Below are 25,666 nucleotides of genomic sequence, written 5' to 3' on the forward strand. Positions count from 1 at the left end.
AATCATAAGGGATTACCCGAGATTACCGGGGCAGGTCGCTAAAGCCCATCAAGAACTCGTCGACCGAGCGCGCGGCCTGGCGGCCTTCGCGGATCGCCCAGACCACCAGGCTCTGGCCACGGCGCATGTCGCCAGCGGCAAACACCTTGGGCACATTGGTGGCATAGCCGCCGATGAACTCGGTGCTGGCCTTGGCGTTGCCGCGGGCGTCCTTGTCCACGCCGAACACGTCCAGGATGGTTGCCACGGGGTTCACAAAGCCCATGGCCAGCAGCACCAGGTCAGCCTTCAGCACTTTTTCGGTACCAGGCACATCGACAAGCTTGCCGTCCTTGAATTCAACCTGCACGGTCTTCAGGCCAGTGACCTTGCCTTTTTCGCCGATGAATTCTTTGGTGGAAATAGAGAACACACGCTCGCAACCTTCTTCGTGGCTGGAACTGGTGCGCAGCTTCAGCGGCCAGTAGGGCCAGGTCATGGGGCGGTTTTCTTCTTCGGGCGGCTGGGGCATCACCTCAAACTGGGTGACGCTGACCGCGCCGTGGCGGTTGCTGGTGCCCACACAATCGGAGCCGGTGTCGCCACCGCCAATGACGATGACGTGTTTGCCGTCGGCGCGCAACTGCCCCTTGAGCTTGTCACCCGCGTTGACCTTGTTCTGCTGGGGCAAAAATTCCATCGCGAAATGGATACCGTCCAGGTCGCGGCCGGGCACTGGCAGATCGCGCGACTGTTCGGAGCCGCCAGTCAACAGCACGGCGTCAAAATCCTTCTGCAGCTGGGCAGCGCTGATAGTTTCCTTGGCCCAGTTGGTGACCTTGGTGTCTTTGGGCATTTCGCCTACCAGCACACTGGTACGGATGGTCACGCCTTCAGCCACCAGCTGTTCGGCACGGCGGTCGATGTGGGACTTCTCCATCTTGAAGTCGGGAATGCCGTAGCGCAGCAGGCCGCCGATGCGGTCGTTCTTCTCGAACAGGGTCACGTCATGGCCCACGCGCGCCAGCTGCTGGGCAGCGGCCATGCCGGCGGGGCCGGAGCCGACCACGGCGACCTTCTTGCCGGTCTTGATCTTGGCGGGCTGGGGCTTAACCCAGCCCTCGGACCAGGCACGGTCGATGATGGCGTGTTCGATGGACTTGATGCCCACCGCGTCGTCATTCACGTTCAGCGTGCAGGCGGCCTCGCAGGGCGCGGGGCAGATGCGGCCAGTGAACTCGGGGAAGTTGTTGGTGCTGTGCAGCGTGTCGATCGCCGCCTTCCAGTTGTTCGTGTAAACCAGGTCGTTGAAGTCCGGAATGATGTTGTTGACCGGGCAGCCGTTGTTGCAGAACGGTGTGCCGCAGTCCATGCAGCGCGCGGCCTGCTTGTTGGCCTGCGCATCGTCCAGGCCCACCACAAATTCCTTGTAGTGCTTCAGGCGCTCGGTGACGGGTTTGTAGCCCTCTTCGAGGCGCTCAAACTCCATGAAGCCAGTGACTTTTCCCATGATGTGTGTCCTTGTACGTTAGATCAGACCGGCCTTACTTGGCGGGCACTGCTTCTTTTTTTGTAGCTGCTGGCGCAGATTTAACGGGGGTCTTGGCCGTTTTTTGTGCATGAATCTCACCCAGAGCACGTTTGTACTCATTGGGAAAGACCTTGACGAACTTGGCGCGCGAGGTATCCCAGTTGTCCAGCAACTCGCGGGCACGCTTGCTGCCGGTCCAGCGGTTGTGGTCTTCCAGCAGCTTCTTGAGCTGGGCTTCGTCGCTCTCGCCACGGTGCCAGATAGCCTTGTCGAGACTGGCTTCCTGTTCCTTGGCGGTCAACACCTTTTCCAGGCTGACCATGGCGGTGTTGCAGCGCTTGGCGAACTGGCCGTCTTCATCAAACACATAGGCAATGCCGCCGCTCATGCCAGCTGCAAAGTTGCGGCCGGTCTTGCCCAACACCGCAACGGTGCCGCCGGTCATGTATTCGCAGCCGTGGTCGCCCGTGCCTTCCACCACCGCAGTGGCACCCGACAGACGCACCGCGAAGCGTTCGCCGCCCACGCCGCTGAAGAAGGCTTCCCCGGTGGTAGCGCCGTACATCACGGTGTTGCCCACGATGGTGTTGCGAATCGCATCGCCGCGGAAGTCGATGCTGGGGCGCACCACCACGCGGCCGCCCGACAGGCCCTTGCCGGTGTAGTCGTTGGCGTCACCAATCAGGTACAGCGTGATGCCACGGGTCAGGAAGGCGCCAAAGGACTGGCCACCGGTGCCTTCGAGCTGGATACGGATGGTGTCATCCGGCAGGCCCTCGGGGTGCACCTTGGTCACCGCGCCCGAGAGCATGGCGCCCACGGAGCGGTTCACGTTGCGGGCCACTTCCATGAACTGGACTTTTTCACCCTTGTCGATGGCAGCACGGCTCTTGGCGATCAGCACGTTGTCCAGGGCTTTTTCCAGGCCGTGGTCTTGCGTCAGCGTCTGGAAGCGGGGCACATCGGCCGGCACTTGGGGCTGTGCAAACAGGCGGGCGAAGTCCAGGCCCTGGGCCTTCCAGTGTTCGATGCCCTTGCGGGTGTCCAGCAGGTCCGAGCGGCCAATCAGGTCGTCAAACTTGCGGATTCCCAGCTGGGCCATGATCTGGCGCACTTCTTCGGCGATAAAGAAGAAGTAATTGACCACGTGCTCGGGCTTGCCGGAGAACTTGGCACGCAGCACGGGGTCTTGCGTGGCCACACCCACCGGGCAGGTGTTCAGGTGGCACTTGCGCATCATGATGCAGCCTTCCACCACCAGCGGCGCGGTGGCAAAGCCGAATTCATCGGCACCCAGCAGGGCACCAATGGCGACGTCACGGCCGGTCTTCATCTGGCCGTCGGCCTGCACACGGATGCGGCTACGCAGACGGTTCAGCACCAGCGTTTGCTGGGTTTCGGCCAAGCCGATTTCCCAGGGGCTACCGCAATGTTTGATGGACGACCAGGGCGAAGCACCGGTACCACCGTCGTGCCCGGCAATCACCACGTGGTCGGCCTTGCACTTGGCAACGCCGGCGGCAATGGTGCCCACACCAATTTCGGACACCAGCTTCACGCTGATGCCGGAGTGCGGCGCCACGTTTTTCAGATCGTGGATCAGTTGGGCCAAGTCTTCGATCGAGTAGATGTCGTGGTGCGGCGGGGGCGAAATCAGGCCCACGCCAGGCACGGAGTGGCGCAACTTGCCGATGTACTCGGACACCTTGCCACCGGGCAACTGGCCACCTTCGCCGGGCTTGGCACCCTGGGCCATCTTGATCTGGATCTGGTCGGCACTGTTCAGGTACTCGGCCGTCACACCGAAGCGGCCGGAAGCGACCTGCTTGATGCGCGAGCGCAGGCTGTCGCCGGCATTCATGGGGATGTCCACTTCCACCACGTCTTTGCCGATGATGTCGGCCATGGTCTGGCCTTGCTTGATCGGGATGCCCTTGAGCTCCTGGCGGTAACGTGCGGGATCTTCACCACCCTCACCCGTGTTGCTCTTGCCGCCGATGCGGTTCATGGCAATGGCCAGCGTGGCGTGGGCTTCGGTAGAAATCGAGCCCAGGGACATGGCGCCAGTTGCAAAGCGCTTGACGATTTCCTTGGCGCTTTCCACTTCGTCCACCGGAATGGCTTTGGCGGGGTCGATCTTGAACTCGAACAGGCCGCGCAGCGTCAGGTGGCGCTTGCTCTGGTCGTTGATGATCTGCGCGTATTCCTTGTAGGTGTTCCAGTTGTTGGCACGGGTGGAGTGCTGCAACTTGGCAATCGCATCGGGCGTCCACATGTGGTCTTCGCCACGCACACGCCAAGCGTATTCACCGCCGGTTTCCAGCGCGTTGGCCAGCACCGGGCTGTCACCAAAGGCCAGCTTGTGCGTGCGAATGGATTCTTCGGCGATCTCGAAGACGCCGATACCTTCCACGCGGCTGGGCGTGCGGGTGAAATACTTGTCGATGGTCTCGGTGTTCAGGCCAATGGCCTCGAACAGCTGGGCACCGCAGTAGCTCATGTAGGTGGACACACCCATCTTGGACATGATCTTGGACAGGCCCTTGCCAATCGCCTTGATGTAGTTGTAGATGGCCTTGTCGGCGCTCAGGTCGCCCGGCAGGTCCTTGTGGATGCTCTGCAGGGTTTCCATTGCCAGGTAGGGGTGCACGGCTTCGGCGCCGTAACCCGCCAGCACGGCGAAGTGGTGCACTTCGCGGGCCGTACCGGTTTCCACTACCAAGCCAGCGGTCGTACGCAGACCGGCACCGACCAGATGCTGGTGGATGGCAGACAGGGCCAGCAGCGCAGGAATGGCCACCTGGGTGGCGTTCACTGCACGGTCGCTGATGATCAGGATGTTTTTGCCACCCTTGATCGCATCGACGGCCTCGGCACACAAGGATGCCAACTTGGCTTCCACGCCCTCATGGCCCCAGACCAGCGGGTAGGTGATGTCCAGCGTTTGGCTGCGGAACTTGCCTTGGGTGTGCTGCTCAATATTACGCAGCTTGGCCATGTCGGCAAAGTCCAGAATCGGCTGCGCCACTTCCAGCCGCATGGGCGGGTTGACCTGGTTAATGTCCAACAGATTGGGCTTGGGGCCGATGAAGGACACCAGCGACATCACGATGGCTTCGCGGATCGGGTCTATCGGTGGGTTGGTCACCTGCGCGAACAGCTGTTTGAAGTAGCTATAGAGCGGCTTGTTCTTGTCACTCAATACGGCCAAGGGGCTGTCGTTGCCCATGGAGCCGATGGCTTCTTCGCCAGCGCTGGCCATGGGGGCGATCAGGAACTTCAGGTCTTCTTGCGTGAAACCGAAGGCCTGCTGGCGGTCCAACAGGCTCACCGTGTCAGTAATACGCTTGGGCTCCACACCAGCCACCACCGCAGACAGGGCGACCTCCGTACGGCGCTCGTCGAATTTGACATCGTCGAGCTTGATGCGCAGGTTTTCAATCCACTGCTTGTAAGGCTTGCTGTTGGCCAGGTTGGCCTTGAGCTCCTCGTCGTCAATCATGCGGCCCTGCTCCAGATCGATCAGGAACATCTTGCCGGGCTGCAGGCGCCATTTGCGTACGATCTTGTTCTCGGGCACGGGCAATACGCCCGATTCGGAACCCATGATGACTAGGTCGTCGTCGGTGATGCAGTAGCGCGAGGGGCGCAGGCCATTGCGGTCCAGCGTGGCGCCGATCTGGCGGCCGTCCGTGAACACGATGGAAGCGGGGCCATCCCAAGGTTCCATCATGGCGGCGTGGTACTCATAGAAGGCCTTGCGGCGCTCGTCCATGGTGGTGTGCTGCTCCCAGGGCTCGGGGATCATCATCATCACGGCCTGGCTGATGGGGTAGCCGGCCATGGTCAGCAGTTCCAGGCAGTTGTCGAAGGTGGCCGTGTCGGACTGGTCGGCAAAGCTGATGGGGTAGAGCTTTTGCAGGTCGGCCGCCAACACGGGCGAGGACATCACGCCTTCGCGCGCCTTCATCCAGTTGTAGTTGCCCTTGACGGTGTTGATTTCGCCGTTGTGCGCCACATAGCGGTAAGGGTGAGCCAGCGGCCACTCGGGGAAAGTGTTGGTGGAGAAGCGCTGGTGCACCAAGCCCAAGGCCGATACACAACGCGCGTCTTCCAGGTCCTTGAAGTACACGCCTACCTGGTCGGCCAGCAACAGGCCCTTGTAGACCACGGTGCGGCTGGACATGCTGGGAACGTAATATTCCTTGCTGTGCTTGAGCTGCAGATTCTGGATGGCGGCGCTGGCGGTCTTGCGGATCACATACAGCTTGCGCTCCAGCGCGTCCTGCACGATCACGTCATTACCGCGGCCAATGAAAACCTGGCGCAAGATGGGTTCTTTTTCGCGCACGGTGGGCGACATGGGCATGTCGCGGTTCACCGGCACATCGCGCCAGCCCAAGAGCACCTGGCCCTCGGCCTTGATCGCGCGTTCCATCTCTTGTTCACAGGCCAGGCGGGAGGCATGCTCCTTGGGCAAAAAAATCATGCCCACGCCGTATTCGCCCTGTGGCGGAAGGGTCACACCCTGGACCGCCATCTCTTCGCGGTACAACGCATCGGGCAGCTGAATCAAGATACCGGCACCATCGCCCATCAGGGCATCGGCCCCCACCGCACCCCGGTGGTCCAGGTTTTCGAGGATCTTCAGGGCATTCTTGACAATGTCGTGGCTCTTTTCGCCGCGAATATGTGCCACAAAACCCACGCCGCACGCATCGTGCTCATTGGCGGTGGAATACAAACCGTGGTCTTTGAGGTGTTGGATTTCGGCTGCCGTGGTCATGGCGCACTCCTGAAAATTACAGTGGAATCGGAGGATACTGCAATGCAACAAAAGTGCAAAACACTTTAAATGGGGTCAGATTCTATTTATTTGTTGAATATTTTAATCAAGAATTAAATAGGGACATATCAAAATTGATAGCTGCTTGCGCAGTATCCATAAGGATTGAAGGTCACTTTTATTCTGAAATGGCAGGCTTGGATGGCCGGCCAGGCACACTTTTACGCAATCGCCGTGGGGTCTTTTTCTGCAGGGCGTCCAGAAACTCGGGCGCGCCCAGGGCCCAGCCGTGTAATGCCGCTTCGGTGAGCGCCGACTGCTGCACAGATGTGAGACCCGCCTGCACCAATTGGGCGTACGCGGCCTCACGCGCAAACGGGGTGTTGCCAAGGTTCCAGACCAAGGGATGGGGAGTGAGCAACCTGTCTGGCCGCATGCCTGCATAGTGCATGTAGCTGGACCAGGGGTAGTCGGCAGCATGGGCCACCATGCCGACCCGCACTGGGTTAAGGTCGATATAGGCCATGCAGGCCAGCAGGTAACGGTCAGACTCGATCAGGGTGGATTTGTAGCGCCCTTCCCATAAGGTGCCGCTGCGCTGGTGGCGGTCATTAAAGTACCGCACATAACTGCGCCCCAAGGCCTGCATCATCTTGGGCAGGGCCTCGTCCGTGGGCGGCGTGGCTAGCAGGTGGAAGTGGTTGTCCATGAGCACAAAGGCATGCACGGCCACCTGGTGCTGCCGGGCACACTCGCCCAACACGTCTTTCAGCGTCTGAAAATCTGCGTTGTCCAGGCAAATGGGCTGGCGGTTGTTGCCACGCTGGATGACATGGTGCGGGTGCGCCGCCAGGGTCAATCGGGGAAGACGTGCCATGCCCCTAGTTTGCCCGAAAGCCAGGGCCGGACTGGGCGGACTCAGAGCCGCGATTGCGGCAGCTGGTACTGCGGGGTTCCCATGAGATCAATGCCGCAAGACAGGGTTTCCAACCAGTCCAGCAGCTGGCCAATCGCCTCGCCCTTGAGCGGTGCGCCATGCTGGGGCACGATCATGGCGATATCCAGATCCCGCACCATGCGCACCCACAGCCGGAGAATCTTGTTGCTAACCATGTAGCGGCGATGAAACGCTTCCATGCCAGGGGGCATGGGTGTCAGCGAGGTGATGAACTGTTGGGCCTCCTGACCACTAACGAGGGATACGCCCAGGTCGCCCGAGAACAGGATCTTGCTGACTGGGTCGTAAAACTGGAAATTGCCTTCGGAATGCAGGAAGTGGGCGGGCAGCAACCAGAGGTCTGCCTTGCCATAACGCAGCAGGCCGCCCTCGTCCGGGATGGCAATAATGCGATCCTCTGTTTTGCCAATCTTGCAGAAGTGGGGCGCAAAGCGCGCCCAGAGTTTGGAGATCACCAGTTTGGCCTGGGTGGCGGTCATCCACCGATCTAAAGAGGCAATGATGTCGGGGTCCGCGTGTGACGCGAGGATGTAGTCGAGGTGCTGGGGCGCAATGTACTTGCGCATGGTCAGGTTCAGCTCGTTGTAGGTCATGTTGCCACCGGGATCGAGGATGACACCCGCGCCGTGGTTGACGATCAGGAACTGGTTGGCCTGCACGGCCTCGGCTTCGTCGGACACCAGGTCGGTAAACATCACACAGCAGTGATGGGCATCTTTGTACAGCTCGATCGGCATGGCAGGGAACCCCAAAAGACAACGAGCGCTCCATTGCGCTCGTTCGGGTCCCATTGTGGAGCCGTAGCTCCCAGGCAGTATTGATCCAGGTCAGCTTACTTGGGTGCCTTGGTCACGCGCACCTTGCCGCCCGTGGTCACCAGAATCACCGGATCTCCGGCGACCAATTGCTCGTTACCCTTGGCCTGCACAATGGCACGGCGGTCGCCGCCTTTAAGCTGCACCAGGATTTCAACCGCGTCTTCCTTGGTGGCAAACCGCTCGATGGCATTGCCGGCAGCCGCACCAGCCACCCCCGCCAGCACCCCCAGCACCTGGGCTTCGCGGGACACACTGCTGCCGCTATAACCACCAATGGCGCCCACCACACCGCCAACTGCCGCACCGGCACCGGTCTGGCTGCCGTCCACCACCACGTTGCGCACCGACAGCACCACGCCGTCTTGCACCTGGGCCATGCGCTGGGCATCACCGCGCTGAATGACGTCCGGGCTGCTGCTGGCACAGGCGGCCAAGGCCAACACGACAACAACCGAACCCGTCAACTTCACAAACTTTTGCATACAAACTCCTGTTTCACGATAGCGAACCACCTCGCCAGCACCTTCAACGGCTCAGGCTGGCAAGGCGTTGTCCTGCGCATTGTCTTCTGGCAATGTAAACCGTGTGTCAAGCAGGGCCAGCAAGCCAAATTCTTCCAGAATGGCGCGCAGGCGCTGGGCGGCCGCCCGTTTGCGCTGGCCGGTGTAGCGGGCCAGGATCAGCTCGTTTTTCATGCTGTGCTCCCAGCCCACCAGCTCGGTCACCGTCACCTGGTAGCCATGGGCCTCCAGGTACAGGCAGCGCAGCACATTGGTGATCTGGCTGCCCATTTCCCGCGTGTGCAGCGGGTGGCGCCACAGCTCGGCCAGTGGCGTGCGGGTGAGCGACAAGGCCTTGCTCTGGCTCAAGTGGCGCGCCACCTCGGCCTGACAGCAGGGCACCAACACAAAAGCACGGGCCTTCTTTTGCAGGCCAAACGCAATGGCATCGTCGGTAGCGGTGTCGCAGGCATGTAATGCCGTGACCACGTCGAAGGTGGGCGGCAAGGCGGCGGACTGGGTCGACTCGGCCACGCTGGTGTTGAGAAAACTCATACGCCCAAAGCCCAGCTGCTGCGCCAGCGCCTGCGACTTCTGCACCAGTTCGGCCCGCGTCTCGATGCCATAGAGGTGGCTGGCCGGCAGATTCTTGAAGAACAGGTCGTACAGGATGAAACCCAGGTAAGACTTGCCCGCCCCGTGGTCGGCCAGGGTCAGCGTGCCGGTGCTGCTGGGGGGCAGCTCCAGCATGAGTTTTTCGATGAACTGGTAGAGGTGATAAACCTGCTTGAGCTTGCGGCGCGAGTCCTGGTTGAGCTTGCCCTCGCGCGTGAGGATGTGCAGCTCTTGCAGCAGCTGAATGGATTGCCCGGGGCGCACTTCGTCGGCCAAGGGGTAGGCCGCTGGCGCCGAGGCCGGCTTGGGACCCTGCTTGCGTGGGGTTTTGTTCATGGGGATTCCTTGGAGGGTGTCAGCCCCAACGCGTCCCACCCGGCATGCCCCAAACGCTCCAGCGTTTCGATATTCTTCTCGAATATGGATTCTGCGTTGGGAAAAGCTTGGACCGCCCTATCGATGCTCGCTTCGCGCAGCAAATGCAGGGTGGGAAACGGGGCACGGTTGGTGTAGTTGCCGATGGCATCGGGTTCGCTGTCGGCAAACTGGAAGTGGGGGTGGAAACTGGCGATCTGCAACACGCCGTCCAGCTTGGCTTTTCGCAACACCCGGTCGGCTTGATCTAGGAAGTCGTTGAAGTCCAGAAAGTCGGGCCAAGCATGGGGCGCAATCAGCAAGGTGGTGTCACGCACCTCCGGGTCAGCATCTGCCAGCTCCTGCAACTCGCGACGCAGCAAAGCCAGGCACTCCTTGGCATCGTCACCCGGGTAGACCACGTAATGAATTTGGTTCTTGACATGTACCGCCTTGGCAAAGGGGCACAAGTTCAAACCGATCACAGCACGCTCTAGCCATTGCTGCATGGCGGTGATAACGCGTGCGATGTCGGGCTTAGAAATCTCAGAAGGGATAGACATGGGTGGAAACGATTCGCTTCAACTCGCGAACAGGCGCTGTCCCGTCAGGCGTTCATGTTCGCGCAAGGCAAACCGATCGGTCATGCCCGCAATGTAATCTGCGACATGGCGCTGCACACTGACATCGTGCAGGCGGCGCAAGGAGGCTTGTGCTGCCAGTCGGACCGCAGCTTCGTTCTGCATTTGTGTGGGCACATCGCAATAGGCCACGAACAGGTCCGCGATGACCTGCTTGGCGTGCGCCATGGTTTGCATGACCTGGGGATGGCGGTAGAGGTGCTTGAACAGAAAGGCCTTCATAACCCGCGATTGGGCACGCATGTCGTCACTGAAACACACCAGGGCACCAGAGTGCTGACGCACCGCAGCAACGGACGCCGGTTGTGCCGCATCCAACGCGATCTGGGTGGCGGCCATCAGGTCGTAAACCTGCGCACTCAGCATCAGGCGGATGGACTCGTACAACCAGCGTCGCGCCTGCGAGGGCTGGCCCAGATCGGGGTGCTGCGCCAGCGCGGCCTGACTGAACCCGGCAAACAGCGGAACGTCCTGCAGCTGTTCCAGCGTCAGCAGGCCAGACCGCACGCCATCGTCAATGTCATGCGCGTTGTAAGCAATCTCGTCGGCCAGATTGCAGAGCTGCGCCTCCAGGTTGGGCTGCGCCTTGTCCAGAAAACGGCGCCCTACCCCACCGCCGCCATCGGAATAGGAAGGCTCCACCGCCTCGATCGCCTCGGCATTGCGGCGCGAACAGTGCTTGAGAATGCCTTCGCGCGCTTCAAAGCTGAGGTTGAGCCCGTCGAACTGCGGGTAGCGCTCTTCCAACCAATCCACCACGCGCAGGCTTTGCAGGTTGTGCTCAAAGCCCCCATAGGGCTCCATACATTCGTTGAGCGCGTCTTGCCCCGCATGGCCAAACGGCGTGTGCCCCAGGTCATGGGCTAGCGCAATGGTTTCCACCAGGTCTTCGCTCAACCCCAAGGTGCGGGCCATGGACCGCCCCAACTGGGCCACTTCCAGCGAGTGAGTCAACCGCGTGCGGAACAAGTCGCCTTCGTGGTTGATAAACACCTGCGTCTTGTAGACCAGCCGCCGGAAGGCGGTGGAGTGCACGATGCGGTCACGGTCACGCTGGAAGGCTGTGCGCGTCGGGGCATCGGGCTGCGCATAACGCCGCCCACGCGATTGCGCGGGATCACAGGCGTAGGGACGCAAAGTTTCTGGCATCAAATAAGGTTCTAGAGCTTATGAAATATGCGCAAGCAGCTATTAAATCAATAGCAAATCAGGCGCAACAGTGGTCAATGACCTCGCGCACCAGCGCGTCCGGTGCGCCGCGCACGGCCGCACGTGCTGGGCCATCAATCACCACAAAGCGAATATCGCCGGCTTCCGATTTTTTGTCCAAACGCATCAGCGCCAGGTAACGCCCGGCATTGTCCGCAGCATCCAGCACGGGGCCTTGGATAGGCAAACCGGCTTTGGCAATCAACCCTGTGAGACGTGTCACAAAGTCGGCATCCACCAGGCCCAGACGCTGGGACAGATGGGCTGCCATCACCATGCCACAGCCCACGGCTTCGCCGTGCAACCATTCGCCATAACCCAGCCCGGCTTCGATGGCGTGGCCAAATGTATGGCCAAAATTCAGGATCGCGCGCAGCCCGGCTTCCCGCTCGTCCTGGCCCACCACCCAGGCCTTGATCTCACAGCTGCGCTGCACCGCGTAGGCCAGGGCCTGGGGGTCACGCGCAAGCAAGGCGTCCAAGTTGGCTTCAATCCAGTCCAGAAACTGCAGATCGGCAATTGGGCCGTATTTGATGACCTCTGCCAGGCCCGCGCTCAATTCGCGCGCTGGCAATGTCTTAAGGGTGTCGATGTCACACACCACCATTTGCGGCTGGTAGAACGCGCCGATCATGTTCTTGCCCATAGGGTGGTTGATGCCGGTCTTGCCGCCCACCGAAGAATCCACCTGCGCCAACAGGGTGGTCGGCACCTGCACAAACGGCACGCCACGCATGTAACTGGCGGCGGCAAAACCCGTCATGTCCCCCACCACACCACCGCCCAGGGCAAACAGAATGGTCTTGCGGTCACAGCCCTTGCCCAGCAGGGCATCAAATATCTGGTTCAGCGTCTGCCAGTGTTTGTAACTCTCGCCATCAGGTAACACCACGAGTTCCACTGCCGGATAACGCGCGCCCAGGGCAGATACCAGCGCCTCAGAATACAAGGGCGACACGGTGGTGTTGGTCACCACCACGGCATGGGCTGCCTTGGGGAGCTTGGCGTAGGTGGAAGCCTGGGCCAGCAAGGCAGTGCCAATATGGATGGGATAGCTGCGCTCCCCCAGATCGATAGAAACGGTGGAGAAAGTAGGCGTCGTCATACCCCGAGTTTAGAGGCTAGGCGCACGCACCCCGAGATCACACAAGCTGCTAAGGTTACCTTAGGCTGCGGGCAAATGCCCGGATAGCTCCAACTGCATGACCACCATATTGACCAGCGTTGCCACGGAGGGACGTCCAGTTTCCAGCACAAAGTGGGCGGTTTCACGGTACAGAGGGTCACGCACCGCAAACAAATCGCGCATGCGGGTTAAGGGGTCCGCCACCTGCAAGAGAGGACGGCTGACATCGTGGCGCAGGCGTCGAAACAACTCTTCGGGGGTGGACTTGAGGTAGACCACATGGCTGCGAGCATGCAGATGCTCCCGGTTGGCGTGCCGCAACACAGCCCCTCCCCCCGTGGAAATCACCGACGTTGGGGACTGCGTGAGGTCATCCAGCACGTCCTGCTCAATGTCTCGAAACTTGGCTTCGCCTTCCCGGTCAAAAAACTCGCGAATCGAACACCCCAGCCGGGATTCGATGGCATGGTCAGAGTCAACGAAAGGGAGGCGAAGCCTGCGTGCAAGCTGCCTCCCTACAGTAGTTTTTCCTGAGCCGGGCAAACCGACCAGGCTGATACTCAGATGCAAGACAAACTCACCCACCGACTCCAGCGTTAACGGGCGATTGCTTTGTCAGACAACACCTTGGGGGTGATGAATACCAGCATCTCACGCTTGGTCGTGGACTTGGAACGATTGCGGAACAAAACACCCAAGCCTGGCAGATCGCCAAAGAATGGCACCTTGGTTTCGCTCTCGGTCTGGTCTTCGGTAAAGATACCGCCGATCACCACAGTTCCGCCGTTCTCCACCAAGACCTGGGTCTGGATGTGTTTGGTATCAATCGCAAAACCTGCTGGTGTGGATTGGCCCACAGTATCCTTCGTCACATCCAGGGTCAGGATGATGTTGCCTTCAGGTGTGATTTGGGGCAGCACCTCCAGCTTCAAGTTGGCTTTGCGGAACGCGATCGACGTCGCACCACTGGCAGACGCTACCTGATACGGTAGTTCTGTGCCTTGCTCAATCAGTGCCTTGATCTGGTCCGCTGTCACGACACGAGGACTGGATACCACTTTGCCTTTGCCGTCAGCCTCCAAGGCAGAGATTTCCAAATTCAGGAAGCGGTCCGCGCCTGCGCCAAAGATGGATACTGCAAAGGTGCCTGGGCTGCTGGAACCGAGCGCACCAGTCGATGGCAAGTTCACAAAGTTCCCCGAGGTCGTTGCTGCAGACCCAACGACATAGCTGGAGCCAATTGCAATACCCGCGCGATCATCGACCGCCGCAGCACGCCCACCTCCACCCAACTTCACGCCCAGAGATTTTCCAAAACTGTCGGACGCCTCCACAATACGCGCCTCAATCAAAACTTGGCGCACGGCGATATCAATCTTGGCGATCAACTGCTGCACCTGCTCCAACTTGCTGGGGATGTCAGTCACAAACAACTGGTTGGTGCGGTTTTCGTAGATCACGCTACCACGACTGCTCAAAATCCGGCTTGGTGTTACCCCTTGACCAGGACCAGAGCCAGCAGCGACCAAACCAGCGGCAATGTCTGAAGCTTTGCCGTAGTTGATCTGGAATGCTTGGGTGCGCAAGGGCTCTAGGTTCTGCACTGCCACCACAGACTCCAGATCCAGTTTCTCCTTGGCAGCGATTTCGTCTTTGGGCGCAACCCACAACACATTACCACTTTTACGCAACCCCAATCCCTTGGCCTGCAAAATGATATCCAGCGCCTGATCCCAAGGGACGTCTTGCAAACGCAAGGTCACCGAGCCAGATACAGAATCCGAGGTCACGATATTGAAGTTGGTAAAGTCTGCAATAACCTGCAACAGACTCCTAACCTCAATATTCTGAAAATTCAAGGACAGCTTCTGACCGTTGTATCCCACGCCTTGGGTCAGTTTTTTGGGATCAACCTTGATCTCCTTGATCTCCACCACGAACTGCTCATCACTCTGGTAAGCAGAGTGTTCCCATTGCCCCTGCGGTTCGATGATCATGCGCACACGGTCACCGGATTGGACGGAAGTCACAGACTTCACAGGTGTACCAAAATCGCTAACGTCGAGCTTGCGGCGCAAACCTTCGGGCAAGGTTGATTTCATGAAATCGACAACCAGGGTCTGGCCTTGCTGTCGAATGTCCACACCCACTTGGTTGTTGGGCAAAGTTACAACTACACGGCCCGCACCATCCGACGTACGACGGAAATCCAGATCCTTCAAAGGCGCACTGTCTCGATTTCGGCTCTCTGCAAAGTTAGTGACTGCAGTCGGGGCACTGGCTACCACTGGCTCCAAAGCCACTAACAGCGATTTACCCTGAATCTCAGCCTTGTAGGCGGCCGGTTGCTTCAGATTCAACACGACACGGGTGCGCTCGCCTGCTTGAACGACGCTGACAGAGCGCAAATTGCCTTGATTAATTTCTACTGTCGAACGCCCCATAGCGTTTGACACTCCAGGAAAGTCCAAAGCGATCCGCGCCGGGGATTGAATCGCAAAACCCGTAGGCAACGCAGTCAAGGCTTGAGAAAGATCAATCTTGATGACCTCCCCCCCGCCTTGCATGGAGCCAGTCACGGCCTCAATCGCGGGCTGGGCATACACCAAACCACACAAAGACAACAAAAAGGCCGCACAAACTCTTTTGTACATTCGCAGTTCTCGCATAAGCATAGGAATCATCATTTCGACCTCTCTTGCAACGACAGGGTTGCAGCGCGTTCAATCCACTCGCCAACGGCGTCCTGCACAATTTCACGCAAAGTGACTTCGGTCTCATCGATTTTCATGACTCGCCCATAGTTCGGGCCCAGATAGTTGCCTACTTTGACCTGGTATAACAAGTTATCAACCCTGACCAAAGCCACGGGCTGCCCCGCCTTCACAAGGCTACCGACCAAAGCCATGGTATCCAGAGGGAAGGCCTCCAAAGGCTCTTTGCGACGGGCCAACTCTGGCGCCACCAAGGCTGCATTGGACACCGTCTGTGCCGAATCACGCTTCAAAGCTTGGGTCAGTTTCTGGCTGCTAAACGGCTCTACCGCGGCCGCACTTGCATAGGGCTCAGGCAAAAATTGTTTGGGGGCAGGGATGGCATTAACCTTGGGGCGCGTTTGATTGCGCTCATCAACCATCCACTGCCTTATCTCATCATCGCTAGAAGCGCCACATCCGGCCAACAAAATACAAAAACAGGCACTCAAAACACAGCAGTAGAGCTTCATTTTTTCGCTCCCGTGGCCTTGCGTTGGGCTTGAACCTCACCGGAGTCCAGGTACCTGAAAGTCTTTGCCGTAGCGTCCAGCATCAACGTGTTATCGGTGCGAGGGGTCACTGTCAGGTTGTTCAAGGTCACGATTCGCGACAAATGCGCGATATCAGAAGCGAATGCACCGATATCGTGGTAGCGCCCTGCGACACGCAGAGTAATCGGCAGTTCTGCGTAATATTCTTTTACGGCTACCTGCCCTGGTCGAAAAAGGTCGAACTGCAAACTACGCCCCAAGCCAGCTTGGTTGATATCCGACAACAAGGCATCCATTTCAGCTTTGCTTGGCAGCTGCTTCTCTAGCTGGGTCACGTACTGCAGCACCTGTTCCCGTTGTTTACGTAGAACATCCAGATTGACGGCTTTCACGAGCTTCTTCTTGTAATCCTCACGCAGGACAACTTCCTTGTCCTGCTCCAGTTTAAGAGTTTCCTCAGATCCACTGAGCCAAACAAACCAGAGCGCTACGACGACGATGACACTGGTAAATACAAATAATGCGTACTGCGGAATCGAAGGCCACAGAGAGGGGTCTTTGGGATCGAGATCGCGAAACTGGCTCGCCAGTTTCTCCTGCAAAGCTGGAAAATCGATCGATGGGGATGTGGTTTTGGCCATACGCAATGTCTATTGTTTGGCAGACACAGGGGCCGCTGCCGACGCTGGCTGAATCGGGCTAGACGCAGCCATGGCGGCAGCCTGAGCCGCATTCTTCTCCGCTTCACTCGCACGCACCAAACGAACCTTGATGACAAAGTTAGCGACACGTTTTTGCTCTTTGGCAGAAATTGAAGCACTTCCAGAAACAATTTCGATCAGTTCTGGCTTGGAAAACCAAGGCGTGTTATTCGCCAAATTACGTAACAGCTCAGACACCCGCTCATTGGACTGAGCCACACCGTTCAATGTCACCATTTGGTCCACTTGCGTCATCTTGTTGACGTAGACACCATCAGGCAGTTGATTAACCAGCTCCGTCAACAAATGAACTGGCAAGTTGCGGTCCGACTGTAAGTCTTCTACGGCCTGCTGACGGGCCCGCAAGGCGGCAATTTCGGACTCCAGCGTAGCAATATCCTTGATCTGCGCTTCCAGCTTTTTAATTTCAGTTTCCAGCAATGTATTGTTGGATTGCTGAGAGGTGATCGCGGCCTGATACCAAATAAAAATGGATCCGGCAATGAGCCCTCCCAACAACGCCGAAGCACCCACTGATACGTTAAATAAATCACGGCGACGCTTACGCGCCGCCTCGCGGTGGGGCAGTAGGTTGATCAGTATCACTGCGCAAACCTCCGCAAGGCCAAACCACAAGATGTCAAATAAGACGGTGCTTCACGCGTCATACGCTTGAGCCTGACGCCATCCCCAATTTCCATGCCGTCGAAAGGATTCAACAAGCTGCAAGGGAAGGTGGTGTGCTGGGTGACCGCATTGGTCAAGCCAGGCAAGGCGGCGGATCCACCTGCCAACATGATGTAGTCCACTTTGTTGTGCGGCGTGCTAGTGAAGAAAAACTGCAATGCGCGACCCAATTCCTGCACCATCGTGTCTATAAAAGGCTTTAAAACTGCAGACTCATAGTCTTCAGGAAGCTCGCCACTGCGCTTTTTGCTCTCCGCCTCTTCTTGGGAGAAGCCATACTGGCGCACGATTAACTGGGTCAGTTGCGCACCACCAAAAGCTTGGTCGCGATCGTAAAGTACCTCGTCATCGCGCATGACTTGCATGCTTGTGGTCAATGCACCAATTTCAAACAGCGCAACAATCAACCCAGCCCCTTCGTTCGGCAGATTGGCAATCAGTCGCCCAGCAGCCAGGCGCGAGGCGTAAGACTCCACGTCTACGATCACCGGAGTCAGCCCCGCGGCTTCGGCCAAACCTTGTACGTCTTGCACTTTTTCCCGCCGAGAGGCCGCGATCAGCACCTCGATATCACCAGCAGACGAAGCACTTGGACCAATCACGCAGAAGTCCAGACTCACTTCATCAAGCGGGAAGGGAATGTATTGATTGGCTTCGGACTCGACCTGCATCTCCAGATCCTGATCGGTCATACCACCCGGCAAGATGATTTTTTTGGTAATCACAGCAGAGGGTGGCAGCGCCATAGCCACTTGTTTGGTTTTGGTACCGCTTTTTTTGACCAGCCGGCGCACTGCCTCAGCCACTTCGTCAAATTTCTCGATGTTGCCGTCGGAAATCCAACCCCTCTCCAGCGGCTCAATGGCACAGCGCTCCAAGACCAGATTGCCGGCCTTGTCACGTCCGAGCTCCACCAGCTTGACGCTGGACGAACTGATGTCCAGCCCGAGCATAGGAGCGGGCTGTCGACTGAATAACGACCCCAATGAGATCAAAACGGTCCCCTGAAACAAACCAGCAACTGGCTGGTTAAACTTAAGAAATCACTTCAATGCTAGCAGCAAGATCATTGAGCGGCAAAGGTTTTTTGCCATTTTGCTCTGCAGCAACGTTGCCAAAAGCAGACGCTTTGTTACGCAAAGTAAGCGACCAGGGGTTTTCATACCCGGCCTCCCAGCTGGTCTGCCAGCTATGCTCAAGAATCCCAACTGTCACCTCCGGGAGCCTGCTACCGGCATTTTTATAATCTGGCAAACACCCGCTCCCACCCCGTATGTCCGCATCCAAAACCGAATCTTCGACCTCGTCCGCCCCCATGCACTGGGCGCTGCGCATCCTCCTCTGGCTGGTGGGCCTGGGTTTGGCGGGCCTATTCTCTGTACTGGCCATGGTCGCATTGGCTTTGGCCATGGCATTTCCCAACTTGCCGGATATATCCGACCTGTCGGACTACCGCCCCAAGCTGCCTTTGCGCGTGTTCTCGGCTGATGGCGATCTGATTGGCGAATTTGGAGAAGAGCGTCGCAACCTCACCCCCATCAAAGACATACCCAAAGTCATGACCCACGCCATCCTGGCAATAGAAGATGCCCGCTTCTATGAACACGGTGGCGTGGACTATGTGGGCGTGATACGCGCGGGACTCGCCAACGTCGGCCGCGTCAAGAGCCAGGGGGCATCCACCATCACCATGCAGGTGGCGCGCAATGTCTACTTGTCCTCCGAAAAAACCTTCACCCGCAAGATTTACGAAATTCTGCTGACTTTCAAGCTGGAGCACTTCCTCAGCAAGGACCAGATTCTGGAAATCTACATGAACCAGATCTACCTCGGCAACCGGGCGTATGGCTTTGCAGCCGCCTCCGAAACCTACTTTGGCAAACCACTCAAGGACATCACAGTGGCCGAGGCTGCCATGCTGGCCGGTCTGCCCAAGGCACCTTCTGCCTACAACCCTATCGTGAACCCCAAGCGCGCCCGCTCGCGCCAACTCCACATCATTGACCGGATGCTGGAGAACAACTTCATCACCGAGGAACAAGCTGAAGCCGCCAAAGCGGAGCCGCTGAAAATCAAAAACAACGCAGCAGCCAACCCCATCCATGCCGAATATGTGGCGGAAATGGTGCGCCAGCTGGTCTTTGCACAATATGGCGACGAAACCTACACCCGTGGCCTGGATGTACAGACCACCCTGCGCACCCAAGACCAAATGGCGGCCTATAAAGCCCTGCGCCGCGGCATCATGGACTTCGAACGGCGGCAGGTGTACCGCGGACCGGAAAAATTTGTGACCCTGCCCAACAATGCCCAGGAACTCGAAGACGCCCTCGATGAAGCACTGGACGAACACCCGGACAATGGCGACGTCATGTCCGCCGTGGTGCTCGAAGCCACGCCCAAACTCATCAAAGCGATTCGCCAGAATGCCGAGATTGTGGAGATCACCGGGGATGGGCTCAAGCCCGCCCAATCAGGCCTGTCGGAAAAGGCACCGCCCAACATCAAGATCCGCCGCGGTGCCGTGATTCGTGTCGCCAAGACAAGCAAAGGCACGTGGGAAATGACACAGTTGCCAGAAGTCGAAGGAGCTTTTGTCGCCTTAGACCCACGGGATGGCTCCATCAAGGCCTTGGTAGGCGGCTTTGACTTTGCCAAAAACAAGTTCAACCACGTCACACAGGCATTGCGCCAACCGGGCTCCAGCTTCAAACCGTTCATTTACTCCGCGGCACTGGAAAAGGGATTCACACCCGCCACCGTGGTCAACGATGCGCCCCTGTTTTTTAGTGCTGGTGTCACAGGCGGGCAACCCTGGGAGCCGAAAAACTACGATGGCACATTTGAAGGCCCCATGACCTTGCGCCGCGGCTTGGCCAAATCCAAGAACATGATTTCGATCCGGGTGCTGCAATCGGTCGGCACCGAGTACGCCCAGCAGTGGGTCACCAAGTTCGGCTTTGAAGCGGACAAGCACCCCGCTTACCTCACCATGGCACTGGGCGCGGGCACGGTCACCCCCATGCAAATGGCAACCGGTTATTCCGTGTTTGCCAATGGCGGCTACCGGGTCAATCCCTGGGTCATCTCCAAAGTCAGCGAGCAACGCGGCAAAGTACTGGTGGAGTCCTCGGCCCCTGTGCTGGAGGAAAGCGAGCGCGCCATCGAACCGCGCAACGCCTTCATCATGTCCAGCCTGCTGCAGGAGGTGACCCGCTCAGGCACCGCCGCCCGTGCGCAGGCAACACTCAAACGCCCCGACCTGTATGGCAAAACCGGTACCACCAACGACTCCATGGACGCCTGGTTTGCCGGCTACCAACCCACGTTGGCCGCGGTCACCTGGATTGGCTACGACACCCCCCGCAAACTGGGCGACCGTGAAACCGGAGGCGGGCTCAGCCTGCCGGTGTGGATTAGTTTCATGGAAACCGTGCTCAAGAATGTGCCGGTGACCGAAGTGGCCGCCCCCGAAGGCGTGGTGTACGTCGGCGGTGAGTGGTACTACGATGAATTCGCCAAGGGCGCAGGCATCTCGTCCCTGGGCTTGGGGGATGCGCCCGAGGCCGAAACCATTCCGATGCCTGCAGCCGAGGAGAAAAAGAAGATCCTCGACCTCTTCACCCAATAATCAGGCGCGGAATGGCAGTGCAATGCCAGCCTGTTGGCTGGCATTGGCGGTCAAGGCGGCAAAAAACTCGCCTTGCCCCTTGGTGTCCTGCCATTGCCCATCCACCCAGCGGTAGTGGTAGCCGCCTGACTTGGCCGCCATCCAGACCTCGTGCAACGGCTTTTGCAGATTGATGATGATCTGGCTGCGGTTGGCAAAGGTCAAAGTCACCATGCCGCCCACCCGCTGGTTGTCAATGTCGGCGTCCGAATCATCGTTGATCCGGTCGCAGCACACCTCTACCGCTTGCAGCAGCGCCTCTGCGCGATCCATGAATTCTTGGTCGTTCATTACAATTTCGTTATGTTGAAAGCAGCCCAAATTCTAGTCAGACCTCTTGCCCTTGCCCTCAGTGTGCTCACTGTGGCCGCCTGCGGCCAGACTGGCTCGCTGTATTTGCCTGCCAAACCCACCACCCGCAGCCCCTCGGCAACGCCTGCCATCTCCCCCGCGACGCCCGCCGACGCACCCTCACCCAACACCACCCCATGAACCCTTCCACACTGCCCGGCCACCCTTTCGTTCACTACGCCCAAGGGCAACTCCATGTGGAGGACTGCGCCGTCGACGCACTCGCGGCACAACACGGCACTCCCTTGTTTGTGTATTCCAAGGCATCCATGTTGGCGGCGCTGGCGGCCTACCAAAAGGGTTTTGCTGGCCGCAATGCGCAAATCTGCTACGCGATGAAAGCCAATTCCTCGCTGGCTGTTTTGCAGCTGTTTGCCAAGGCCGGCTGCGGTTTTGACATTGTCTCGGGTGGTGAACTGGCCCGCGTGCTGGCCGCTGGTGGTGATGCCCGCAAGATCATTTTTTCGGGCGTGGGCAAGACCCGCGCGGAAATGCACGAGGCACTGCTCGCCGGTATTGGCTGCTTCAACGTGGAAAGCGAGGCCGAGATCGAGGTGCTGAACCAGGTGGCCATGGCGGCCGGCCGCAAGGCGCCCATCAGCATCCGCGTGAACCCCAATGTGGACCCCAAGACCCACCCCTACATCTCCACCGGACTCAAGGGCAACAAGTTTGGCATTGCACACGAACGCACCTTGGCCACCTACCAGCGCGCAGCCGCCCTGCCCGGCCTGCAGGTGGTGGGTATTGACTGCCACATCGGCTCGCAGATCACCGAAGAAACGCCCTACCTGGACGCCATGGACCGCATGCTGGACTTGGTCGAATCCATCGAGGCGGCAGGCATCCCCATTGAGCACATCGACTTTGGTGGCGGCCTGGGCATCAACTACAACGACGACACCCCGCCCGCAGCCGACGCGCTGTGGGCCAAGCTGCTGGCCAAGCTGGATGCGCGCGGCTTTGGCCAGCGCAAGCTGATGATCGAGCCCGGGCGCTCGCTGGTAGGCAATGCCGGCCTGTGCGTGACCGAGGTGCTGTACCTCAAGCCTGGCGAACAGAAGAACTTTTGCATCGTGGACGCCGCGATGAACGACCTGCCGCGCCCTGCCATGTACCAGGCCTTTCACCGTATCGTGCCGCTGCAGGCCACGGCCACCGTGCAGGACCGCACGGTCTACGACGTGGTGGGCCCCGTGTGCGAGAGCGGTGACTGGATAGGCCACGACCGCAGCCTGCAGGTGCAGGCCGGCGACCGCCTGGCCGTGCTGTCAGCAGGTGCCTACTGCATGAGCATGTCCAGCAACTACAACTCCCGCCCCAAGGTCGCCGAGGTTCTGGTGGATGGCACACAGGCCCACCTGATTCGCCAACGCGACAGCCTGGCAGACCAGTTGCGTGGTGAGTTGCTGCTCTAATTTGCTATCAAAACAGGAGCTTCTTGCGCAATAACCATGCGGGCTAGACCTTGTTTTTATTGATAAACCGGCGCAAACGCCAACCCAGCAGGATGGCAATGATGAGTGCGTAGACCGCCACCTCGGTGAAGTTGTTTTTGCCGGCCCGCATCCAGAAGAAATGCAGCAGTGCCAGCGCGGCCACCAGGTACACCGCCCGGTGCAGCGCTTGCCAGCGTTTGGCGCCCATGGCCTTGATCACACGGTTAAACGACGTGGCGGCCAGCGCCAACAACAGCACCAGGGCGGTGAAGCCCACCAGAATGAAGGGCCGCTTGGCAATGTCTTTGGCGATATCGCCCACGTCAAACCCCATGTCAAACCAGCTGTAAGCCAGCAGATGTAACGCCGCATAAGCGAACGTCCACAACCCCAGCATGCGCCGCAGCCGGGCCAGCGCAGGCCAACCTGCCATCGTACGCAAGGGTGTCACCGCCAGCACCACACACAACATGCGCAGCGTCCAGTCCCCCGTTGCCCGCACCAAGGCCTCGGCAGGATTGGCGCCCAAGCGATCCGCAAACGCAGCGAAGACCAACCAGCACAAGGGCAAGGCAGCCACAACAAACACCGCCGGTTTGGCCGCGCGGTGGGCCAAGCAGGCATTCACGGTTGCCATTGGGTCAGTAGAACTTTTTCAGGTCCATACCGGCGTACAACTGCCCCACCTGGGCCTCGTAACCGTTGAACATGAGAGTCTTGCGTTTCTTGGCAAACAGGCCATCTTCACCAATGCGGCGCTCCGTCGCCTGGCTCCAGCGCGGGTGGTCCACATTGGGGTTCACGTTGGAGTAAAAGCCATACTCGTTGGCCGCCGCCTTGTTCCAGGCCGTGCCCGGCTGTTTTTCGGTGAAGCGGATCTTCACGATGCTCTTGCCACTCTTGAAGCCATACTTCCATGGCACCACCAACCGCACCGGTGCACCATTCTGCTTGGGCAGCACTTCACCGTACATACCAAAACTTAACAGGGTCAACGGGTGCATGGCCTCATCCAAACGCAGGCCTTCGGTGTAGGGCCAATCCAGCACACGCGAACCCACAAAGGGCATGGTCTTGGGATCAGCCAGTGTCACCAACTCCACATACTTGGCGCTCCCCAGCGGCTCCACCTTCTTGATCAGCTCGGCCAGCGAATAACCCACCCAGGGAATCACCATGGACCAACCCTCCACACAGCGCAGGCGGTAGATGCGCTCTTCCATGGGGCTGAGCTTGAGCAAGTCTTCCAGCGCAAAACGCCCAGGCTTCTTGACCAGACCCTCTACCTCGACCGACCAGGGTGAGGTCTTCAGCGTGTGGGCGTTGACCGCGGGGTCCGCTTTGTCGGTGCCAAACTCGTAGTAGTTGTTGTACGTGCTGGCGTCCTTGTAGGGGGTTACCTTCTCCATCGCCATGGCCCCTGCCACGGCAGAGGCTTTCGATGGCAATGCGGCCAACTTGCCAGGCGCAGCACCCCATACCGCGCTTTGCGCCATCGCCTCGCGCGCGGCCCATTGCGCCATACCGACCCCGGCCACACCCGTGGCCAGGTGTTTGAGCATGCGGCGGCGCTCTTCGTACACACCGCGTGAGGTGATCTCGCTGGCAACAGGGTGGTGAAAGCCGGAGCTCGGGGTTTTGATCAGCATGGGGACTCCTCGTGTGGTCGTTAGTCGTCCGACAGTGCTTTCTCTTACAAAGTTCCGTAGCTGTGCAGTCCACTGAGGAACATATTGACGCCAATAAAGGCAAAGGTCGTCACGGCCAAGCCCGCCAAAGCCCACCAGGCGGCCACGGTGCCGCGCAGACCTTTCATGAGGCGCATGTGCAGCCAAGCCGCGTAGTTGAGCCAGACGATCAGGGCCCAAGTCTCTTTCGGATCCCAGCTCCAGTAGCCACCCCAGGCCTCGGCCGCCCACAGTGCGCCCAGCACAGTGGCAATGGTGAAGAACGCAAAGCCCACGGCGATGGACTTGTACATCACATCGTCGAGAATCTCAAAACTGGGCAGCTTGGCAGCAATTTGCTTGCGGCCCAGCAAAATGCCTGCGACCACCAAGGCAGACACACCAAAGTACACCGCCCAGTAATCACTCATGCCACCGCTGGCCGAACGGCGGAACACCAACGGTTCAAAACACAACACGATGCCCAGCAGCCACAAAGGCGCCAGCTTGTACCAACGGGTCTCGGTGGCCTGCTGTTTGATCAGATAGGCAAAGGCCACCATCGCCGCCAGCGCAAAAGTGCCATACCCAATGAAGTTGGCCGGCACATGCAGTTTCATCCACCAGCTCTTGAGCGCGGGCACCAGAGGCTGAATCTCATGCGCCTGGCGCACCACGGTGTACCAAAGCAAAAATCCCACAGCGGCGCTGATCACCAGCATCACAAACGCCCCCAGGGAGCGGGTCTGGTACTGGGCTTCAAAGTAGAGGTAGAAGGCCGCGGTCATCCAGCAGAACAGCACAAACACTTCGTACAGATTGCTGACCGGAATGTGGCCAATGTCGGCGCCCAGCAAATAACTCTCGTACCAGCGCACCATGGTGCCGGTCAGCGCCATGGTGATGGCCACCCACACCAAACGCGACGCCACTAACTCGATGCCGGCGGCACGGCCCTTGGCAAACACACCCACCCAGTAAAACACGGTGGCCATGAAAAACAGCATGCTCATCCACAGAATGGCCGACTGGCTGGACAAGAAGTACTTGAGCCAGAACACTGTCTCGGCCCGATCCAACGAGCCTTGGTAGGAGAACACCGCCGCCAGGGATAAACCGGCCACCACCAGCATCAGCACTTGCAGGGGGCGCCAGAACCAGGCCAGCCAGATGGCAGACGGAATAGCCGCCAGCAAAATGCCTTTTTCGTACACATCCATGCTGTCGGCGTAACGCATAAAGGCGAATAACCCACCAGCGATCACCAGCACTGCAAACAACCAGTCAAACCAGGTGCGGCGGGCAAAGTAGCCTACGTTCAGGCTGAGGGCGTCAGCCGATGCCTGAGCCAAAGTTTCGTTACGGGTACCGGAAACTGCGTTCATAT

23 protein-coding genes are annotated in these 25,666 nt (G+C 58.9%); 3 read left to right on the plus strand and 20 right to left on the minus strand.

The window, feature by feature from the left end; genetic code table 11:
- Positions 1-22 precede the first annotated feature (22 nt).
- The 16 genes from C5F53_RS17750 to C5F53_RS20180 form a co-directional block, all read right to left on the minus strand.
- A complete protein-coding gene (locus C5F53_RS17750) occupies positions 23-1,489 on the minus strand; it encodes a glutamate synthase subunit beta (protein ID WP_105262715.1) in 1,467 nt (488 codons plus the stop codon).
- Between the two features lie 34 nt (positions 1,490-1,523).
- Positions 1,524-6,296, minus strand: a complete 4,773-nt coding sequence (locus C5F53_RS17755; RefSeq protein ID WP_105262716.1) for a glutamate synthase-related protein — start codon at positions 6,294-6,296, stop codon at positions 1,524-1,526.
- Positions 6,297-6,474: 178 nt separating this feature from the next.
- Positions 6,475-7,173, minus strand: a complete 699-nt coding sequence (locus tag C5F53_RS17760; RefSeq protein WP_105262717.1) for a transposase — start codon at positions 7,171-7,173, stop codon at positions 6,475-6,477.
- A 41-nt stretch (positions 7,174-7,214) separates the two neighbouring features.
- Positions 7,215-7,991 carry an MBL fold metallo-hydrolase gene (locus tag C5F53_RS17765; protein ID WP_105262718.1) on the minus strand — a complete coding sequence of 259 codons (777 nt, stop codon included), beginning with the start codon at positions 7,989-7,991 and terminating at the stop codon, positions 7,215-7,217.
- Between the two features lie 95 nt (positions 7,992-8,086).
- Positions 8,087-8,554 carry a hypothetical protein gene (locus tag C5F53_RS17770; RefSeq protein ID WP_105262719.1) on the minus strand — a complete coding sequence of 156 codons (468 nt, stop codon included), beginning with the start codon at positions 8,552-8,554 and terminating at the stop codon, positions 8,087-8,089.
- 51 nt (positions 8,555-8,605) lie between these two features.
- Positions 8,606-9,523, minus strand: a complete 918-nt coding sequence (locus C5F53_RS17775) for an SAM-dependent methyltransferase (RefSeq protein ID WP_105262720.1) — start codon at positions 9,521-9,523, stop codon at positions 8,606-8,608.
- On the minus strand, positions 9,520-10,104 hold the full coding sequence (locus C5F53_RS17780) for a DUF1415 domain-containing protein (protein WP_105262721.1): 585 nt from the start codon (positions 10,102-10,104) through the stop codon (positions 9,520-9,522). The genes C5F53_RS17775 and C5F53_RS17780 overlap by 4 nt, the downstream gene beginning before the upstream one ends.
- A gap of 18 nt (positions 10,105-10,122) precedes the next feature.
- Entirely contained in the window at positions 10,123-11,331 is a 1,209-nt protein-coding gene (locus tag C5F53_RS17785; RefSeq protein ID WP_105262722.1) for a deoxyguanosinetriphosphate triphosphohydrolase, read from the minus strand.
- 58 nt (positions 11,332-11,389) lie between these two features.
- Positions 11,390-12,496 (minus strand): 3-dehydroquinate synthase, encoded by a 1,107-nt coding sequence (gene aroB, locus C5F53_RS17790; RefSeq protein ID WP_105262723.1) that lies wholly within the window; start codon positions 12,494-12,496, stop codon positions 11,390-11,392.
- 60 nt (positions 12,497-12,556) lie between these two features.
- On the minus strand, positions 12,557-13,081 hold the full coding sequence (locus tag C5F53_RS17795; RefSeq protein ID WP_105262767.1) for a shikimate kinase: 525 nt from the start codon (positions 13,079-13,081) through the stop codon (positions 12,557-12,559).
- A gap of 32 nt (positions 13,082-13,113) precedes the next feature.
- A complete protein-coding gene (gene pilQ / locus C5F53_RS17800; protein ID WP_236635431.1) occupies positions 13,114-15,171 on the minus strand; it encodes a type IV pilus secretin PilQ in 2,058 nt (685 codons plus the stop codon).
- Between the two features lie 29 nt (positions 15,172-15,200).
- Positions 15,201-15,743 carry a pilus assembly protein PilP gene (locus tag C5F53_RS17805; protein ID WP_105262724.1) on the minus strand — a complete coding sequence of 181 codons (543 nt, stop codon included), beginning with the start codon at positions 15,741-15,743 and terminating at the stop codon, positions 15,201-15,203.
- Complete coding sequence (locus tag C5F53_RS17810) at positions 15,740-16,405, minus strand: type 4a pilus biogenesis protein PilO (protein WP_105262725.1); 666 nt, start codon at positions 16,403-16,405, stop codon at positions 15,740-15,742. The genes C5F53_RS17805 and C5F53_RS17810 overlap by 4 nt, the downstream gene beginning before the upstream one ends.
- Positions 16,406-16,414: 9 nt before the next feature.
- Positions 16,415-17,071, minus strand: coding sequence for a PilN domain-containing protein (locus C5F53_RS17815; protein ID WP_105262726.1), 657 nt, complete (start codon positions 17,069-17,071; stop codon positions 16,415-16,417).
- Positions 17,068-18,147 carry a pilus assembly protein PilM gene (locus C5F53_RS17820; protein WP_105262727.1) on the minus strand — a complete coding sequence of 360 codons (1,080 nt, stop codon included), beginning with the start codon at positions 18,145-18,147 and terminating at the stop codon, positions 17,068-17,070. The genes C5F53_RS17815 and C5F53_RS17820 overlap by 4 nt, the downstream gene beginning before the upstream one ends.
- A gap of 40 nt (positions 18,148-18,187) precedes the next feature.
- Entirely contained in the window at positions 18,188-18,406 is a 219-nt protein-coding gene (locus C5F53_RS20180) for a hypothetical protein (RefSeq protein WP_146097390.1), read from the minus strand.
- Positions 18,407-18,425: 19 nt separating this feature from the next.
- Between C5F53_RS20180 and C5F53_RS17825 the strand changes: the two genes are divergently transcribed.
- Positions 18,426-20,783: a penicillin-binding protein 1A gene (locus tag C5F53_RS17825; protein ID WP_105262728.1), complete on the plus strand. Its 2,358-nt coding sequence runs from the start codon at positions 18,426-18,428 to the stop codon at positions 20,781-20,783.
- On the opposite strand, the gene cyaY is transcribed toward C5F53_RS17825, so the two are convergent.
- Positions 20,784-21,113, minus strand: coding sequence for an iron donor protein CyaY (gene cyaY / locus C5F53_RS17830; RefSeq protein WP_105262729.1), 330 nt, complete (start codon positions 21,111-21,113; stop codon positions 20,784-20,786).
- A 12-nt stretch (positions 21,114-21,125) separates the two neighbouring features.
- Between cyaY and C5F53_RS17835 the strand changes: the two genes are divergently transcribed.
- Positions 21,126-21,314 (plus strand): lipoprotein, encoded by a 189-nt coding sequence (locus C5F53_RS17835; protein WP_105262730.1) that lies wholly within the window; start codon positions 21,126-21,128, stop codon positions 21,312-21,314.
- A complete protein-coding gene (gene lysA, locus C5F53_RS17840; protein ID WP_105262731.1) occupies positions 21,311-22,591 on the plus strand; it encodes a diaminopimelate decarboxylase in 1,281 nt (426 codons plus the stop codon). Before C5F53_RS17835 ends, lysA begins: the two co-directional genes overlap by 4 nt.
- A 43-nt stretch (positions 22,592-22,634) precedes the next feature.
- Here lysA and C5F53_RS17845 read toward each other — a convergent pair whose 3' ends face one another.
- The 3 genes from C5F53_RS17845 to ccsB are packed head-to-tail and all read right to left on the minus strand — an operon-like array spanning position 22,635 to position 25,664.
- Complete coding sequence (locus tag C5F53_RS17845) at positions 22,635-23,249, minus strand: sulfite oxidase heme-binding subunit YedZ (protein ID WP_201740890.1); 615 nt, start codon at positions 23,247-23,249, stop codon at positions 22,635-22,637.
- A gap of 4 nt (positions 23,250-23,253) precedes the next feature.
- Positions 23,254-24,261, minus strand: a complete 1,008-nt coding sequence (msrP, locus tag C5F53_RS17850; protein ID WP_105262732.1) for a protein-methionine-sulfoxide reductase catalytic subunit MsrP — start codon at positions 24,259-24,261, stop codon at positions 23,254-23,256.
- Positions 24,262-24,305: 44 nt separating this feature from the next.
- Positions 24,306-25,664, minus strand: coding sequence for a c-type cytochrome biogenesis protein CcsB (gene ccsB / locus C5F53_RS17855; RefSeq protein WP_105262733.1), 1,359 nt, complete (start codon positions 25,662-25,664; stop codon positions 24,306-24,308).
- Between the last annotated feature and the right edge of the window lie 2 nt (positions 25,665-25,666).

It is taken from the genome of Rhodoferax sp. TS-BS-61-7 (assembly GCF_002943465.1).
Classification (GTDB): domain Bacteria; phylum Pseudomonadota; class Gammaproteobacteria; order Burkholderiales; family Burkholderiaceae_C; genus Allorhodoferax.

Excerpts from the sequence above, each read along its gene's own strand:
- C5F53_RS17750 (WP_105262715.1), bottom strand. The coding sequence starts at position 1,489 with ATGGGAAAAGTCACTGGCTTCATGGAGTTTGAGCGCCTCGAAGAGGGC.
- C5F53_RS17755 (WP_105262716.1), bottom strand. The coding sequence starts at position 6,296 with ATGACCACGGCAGCCGAAATCCAACACCTCAAAGACCACGGTTTGTAT.
- C5F53_RS17760 (WP_105262717.1), bottom strand. The coding sequence starts at position 7,173 with ATGGCACGTCTTCCCCGATTGACCCTGGCGGCGCACCCGCACCATGTC.
- C5F53_RS17765 (WP_105262718.1), bottom strand. The coding sequence starts at position 7,991 with ATGCCGATCGAGCTGTACAAAGATGCCCATCACTGCTGTGTGATGTTT.
- C5F53_RS17770 (WP_105262719.1), bottom strand. The coding sequence starts at position 8,554 with ATGCAAAAGTTTGTGAAGTTGACGGGTTCGGTTGTTGTCGTGTTGGCC.
- C5F53_RS17775 (WP_105262720.1), bottom strand. The coding sequence starts at position 9,523 with ATGAACAAAACCCCACGCAAGCAGGGTCCCAAGCCGGCCTCGGCGCCA.
- C5F53_RS17780 (WP_105262721.1), bottom strand. The coding sequence starts at position 10,104 with ATGTCTATCCCTTCTGAGATTTCTAAGCCCGACATCGCACGCGTTATC.
- C5F53_RS17785 (WP_105262722.1), bottom strand. The coding sequence starts at position 11,331 with ATGCCAGAAACTTTGCGTCCCTACGCCTGTGATCCCGCGCAATCGCGT.
- aroB (WP_105262723.1), bottom strand. The coding sequence starts at position 12,496 with ATGACGACGCCTACTTTCTCCACCGTTTCTATCGATCTGGGGGAGCGC.
- pilQ (WP_236635431.1), bottom strand. The coding sequence starts at position 15,171 with ATGTACAAAAGAGTTTGTGCGGCCTTTTTGTTGTCTTTGTGTGGTTTG.
- C5F53_RS17805 (WP_105262724.1), bottom strand. The coding sequence starts at position 15,743 with ATGAAGCTCTACTGCTGTGTTTTGAGTGCCTGTTTTTGTATTTTGTTG.
- C5F53_RS17810 (WP_105262725.1), bottom strand. The coding sequence starts at position 16,405 with ATGGCCAAAACCACATCCCCATCGATCGATTTTCCAGCTTTGCAGGAG.
- C5F53_RS17825 (WP_105262728.1), top strand. The coding sequence starts at position 18,426 with ATGTCCGCATCCAAAACCGAATCTTCGACCTCGTCCGCCCCCATGCAC.
- cyaY (WP_105262729.1), bottom strand. The coding sequence starts at position 21,113 with ATGAACGACCAAGAATTCATGGATCGCGCAGAGGCGCTGCTGCAAGCG.
- C5F53_RS17835 (WP_105262730.1), top strand. The coding sequence starts at position 21,126 with ATGTTGAAAGCAGCCCAAATTCTAGTCAGACCTCTTGCCCTTGCCCTC.
- lysA (WP_105262731.1), top strand. The coding sequence starts at position 21,311 with ATGAACCCTTCCACACTGCCCGGCCACCCTTTCGTTCACTACGCCCAA.
- C5F53_RS17845 (WP_201740890.1), bottom strand. The coding sequence starts at position 23,249 with ATGGCAACCGTGAATGCCTGCTTGGCCCACCGCGCGGCCAAACCGGCG.
- msrP (WP_105262732.1), bottom strand. The coding sequence starts at position 24,261 with ATGCTGATCAAAACCCCGAGCTCCGGCTTTCACCACCCTGTTGCCAGC.
- ccsB (WP_105262733.1), bottom strand. The coding sequence starts at position 25,664 with ATGAACGCAGTTTCCGGTACCCGTAACGAAACTTTGGCTCAGGCATCG.